Source organism: Mesorhizobium sp. M7A.F.Ca.MR.362.00.0.0 (assembly GCF_004023175.1).
Taxonomy (GTDB): domain Bacteria; phylum Pseudomonadota; class Alphaproteobacteria; order Rhizobiales; family Rhizobiaceae; genus Mesorhizobium.
The window spans coordinates 539-3,348 of record NZ_RZTF01000075.1; the positions used below are offsets into that span (position 1 = coordinate 539).

The window sequence follows — 2,810 nt, forward strand, 5'->3', positions numbered from 1 at the left end:
GCTCAACCAGCAGGTGCTGCGTTTCGACGAAGAGGAGATCAAGCCGCTCGGCGCTGCGGAGCGAGCCGGCCTGATCCGGCATTTCCGCGCCGCGCTGGCGCATGCCGACATCGTCATCCTGTCCGATTACGGCAAGGGCATCCTGCTCGACGGTGTCGCCGGCGACTTGATCGCCATCTGCCGCGAGGCTGGAAAGCCGGTGCTGGTCGACCCGAAAGGCCGCGATTACGCGCGCTATGCCGGGGCCACCGCCATTACCCCCAACCGCAAGGAACTCGGCGAGGCCGTCGGCCATGCGGTGTTCGCCGATGACGAGATCGTAGGTGCCGCACGCGAGCTGATTTCGGCACATGGTTTCGATTTCGTGGTCGCGACGCGCAGCGAAAAGGGCATGAGCGTGGTCGGCCCCGACGAGGCGCGCCACATCGCCACCCAGGCGCGCGAAGTGTTCGACGTTTCGGGCGCCGGCGACACGGTGATCGCGAGCTTCGCGCTGGCGCTGGCCGTGGGCGCCGATACGGTCATGGCCGCTTCGATCGCCAATGCCGCTGGTGGCGTCGTGGTGGGAAAACGCGGCACCGCGCGGCTGACGGTCGAGGAACTCACCGGCGCGCTGTTCCGTTCGCATGGGCCGACGGCCCACAAGGACGCCATCCTCGACGCCACGTCGGCCGCGCGCATGGTGGCGGCGTGGAAGGAAGAGGGCCTGAGCGTCGGCTTCACCAATGGCTGCTTCGACATCCTGCATGCCGGCCATGTCAGCTTGCTGCACGCGGCGCGCAGCCAATGCGACCGGCTGGTGCTCGGCCTCAACAGCGATGCTTCGGTGCGGCGACTGAAGGGCGCCGGGCGCCCGGTCAACGACCAGCACGACCGCGCCTGCGTGCTGGCAGCACTTGCCTCGGTCGACGCGGTCGTGGTGTTCGAGGAAGATACGCCGCTGGCGCTGATCGAAGCGCTGCTGCCCGACATACTGGTCAAGGGCGCCGATTACACCGTCGACACCGTGGTCGGCGCCGATGCCGTGCAGAAAGCCGGCGGCCGCGTTGTGCTGGTCGATCTCGTCGCCGGAAAAAGCACCACCAACACCATTGGCAAATTGCGCGCCGGCGGCACCACAAACTGAGGGTTTCATGTCCGACTTGAACGATTACCTTGTCCGCTCGGCGGCTGCCATATCAGCCATGGTCGAACGGGACCTGACCGGTGAGATGGAGCAGGCAGCGAGCGCGGTGGTGACGGCGCTTTCGTCGGGGAAGGCCCTGCTCATCGCTGGCAATGGCGGATCGGCCAGCGACGCCATCCACATTGCCGGCGAACTGGTCGGCCGCTTTCTCAAGGAGCGCAAGGCCTACAATGTCATCGCGCTGCCGGCCAATGCAGCGGTGCTGACCGCCTGGGGCAACGACTATGGCTTCGACACGGTGTTTTCGCGCCAGGTCGAGGCGCATGGCGCGGCCGGCGGCGTGCTTCTGGCAATCTCTACCAGCGGCAATTCGCCGAGCATCCTCGCCGCCGCCGAACAGGCGCGGAGGATGGACATGACGGTGATCGGCATGACCGGCGACACCGGCGGCAAGCTGAAGCCTCTGTCCGATATCCTGCTCAACGTGCCGTCGACCTCGACGCCGATCATCCAGCAGGGGCATCTGTGCCTTTACCATCATTTGTGCGAGGTGGTCGAAGCGCGCCTCAGCAATGGCTGATCCCACGACCTCTGGCCGCTATCCGCTGGCGGAGCCTGGCCTATGGGTCGAGCAGGTCGGCTCAAGAGTGTTCGCCGCCGGCTCGCCGGCGCTGTTCCTCGATCGCGACGGCACCATCAATGTCGATACGGGCTATCCGGATGATCCTGCCGAAATGGTGCTGCGCGCGGACATAGCCGCGGTGATAGCCGCCGCCAACCGGGCCGGCATTCCGGTCATCATCGTCACCAACCAGTCGGGCATCGCGCGTGGCTATTTCGGCTGGGGCGATTTCGCCGCCGTCAATGGCCGCGTGCTCGAGCTGCTGCGCGTCGACAATGCGTTCGTCGATATGGTCGTCGCCTGCGCCTATCACGAAGCTGGCTCCGGTGTGCTTGCGGTTGCCGATCATCCGATGCGCAAGCCCAATCCGGGCATGCTGCTGGAGGCGGCCGGGCGCCTCGGGCTCGATCTGCGGCGTTCGCTGATTGTCGGCGACAAGGAGGCCGACATGGAGGCGGGACAACGCGCCGGCCTCGCGCGGGGCTGGCTGGTAGACGGGCAAGCGGCTGTCCGATCGGGCTTCACAATTCGGCCTTGGTGCGAGCGCGCGGATTTCGACGGCCTGCTCGCCGCAATAGCTGCGCTTGGCACCGCCTCGGGCGCGCCGTGACGGCTTACATCCGATCTTTGTCTCGCCAGGCTTCATAAAGCTTGGCCTCTGTCGCGAACGAATACAGCATCACCAGCATCGAATAGACGAACCCGTGCCGGCCGCACAGGAAGTAGCGCTTGGCCAGGTAGAACTTCAGAAAGTTGCCGAGCGGCGACAGCACCAGTCTTATCAGGCCGGGCTTCTTGGCTCGTTCGACAAGCGTGGCAACCTTGAGGCTGGAGTAGGTGTTGGCCCTTGCCAGATCCTCGGCAATGGTCATTTCGCGGCGATGCAGCAGCACGCCATTTTCTATCGTGCCGGTTTCGCCTGGCACCTCGAACGACTCATGGACCCGCAGATTGAGGTCCATCGTGGCCTTGTCGCGGCGGAAAAGACGCAGCAGCCTGTTGTGAAGCACCCAGCGGTGCGCATAGCCATAGCCCTTCAGCTTGTCGCGGCGTCTGATGTAC

General features: G+C 65.3%; 3 protein-coding genes and 1 pseudogene (1 of these 4 cut by a window edge). 3 read left to right on the plus strand and 1 reads right to left on the minus strand.

Annotation, left to right across the window (positions count from 1 at the left end; all coding sequences use genetic code 11):
• The 3 genes in view from rfaE1 to EOC06_RS12615 are tightly spaced (at most 7 nt apart) and all read left to right on the plus strand, a layout consistent with a single transcriptional unit that may run on beyond the window.
• Positions 1–1,126 carry the 3' portion of a D-glycero-beta-D-manno-heptose-7-phosphate kinase gene (gene rfaE1, locus EOC06_RS12605; RefSeq protein ID WP_128307903.1) on the plus strand. 380 nt of this gene lie to the left of the window's left edge, so 1,126 of the gene's 1,506 nt are visible here — the last part of the coding sequence; its start codon lies off the left edge, out of view; its stop codon occupies positions 1,124–1,126.
• Positions 1,127–1,133: 7 nt separating this feature from the next.
• Positions 1,134–1,706: an SIS domain-containing protein gene (locus EOC06_RS12610; RefSeq protein ID WP_013530074.1), complete on the plus strand. Its 573-nt coding sequence runs from the start codon at positions 1,134–1,136 to the stop codon at positions 1,704–1,706.
• Positions 1,699–2,358 (plus strand): HAD family hydrolase, encoded by a 660-nt coding sequence (locus tag EOC06_RS12615; RefSeq protein WP_127381715.1) that lies wholly within the window; start codon positions 1,699–1,701, stop codon positions 2,356–2,358. Before EOC06_RS12610 ends, EOC06_RS12615 begins: the two co-directional genes overlap by 8 nt.
• Positions 2,359–2,362: 4 nt before the next feature.
• Here EOC06_RS12615 and EOC06_RS42385 read toward each other — a convergent pair.
• Positions 2,363–2,810: pseudogene (locus EOC06_RS42385) on the minus strand (glycosyltransferase family 2 protein); the annotation flags it as partial.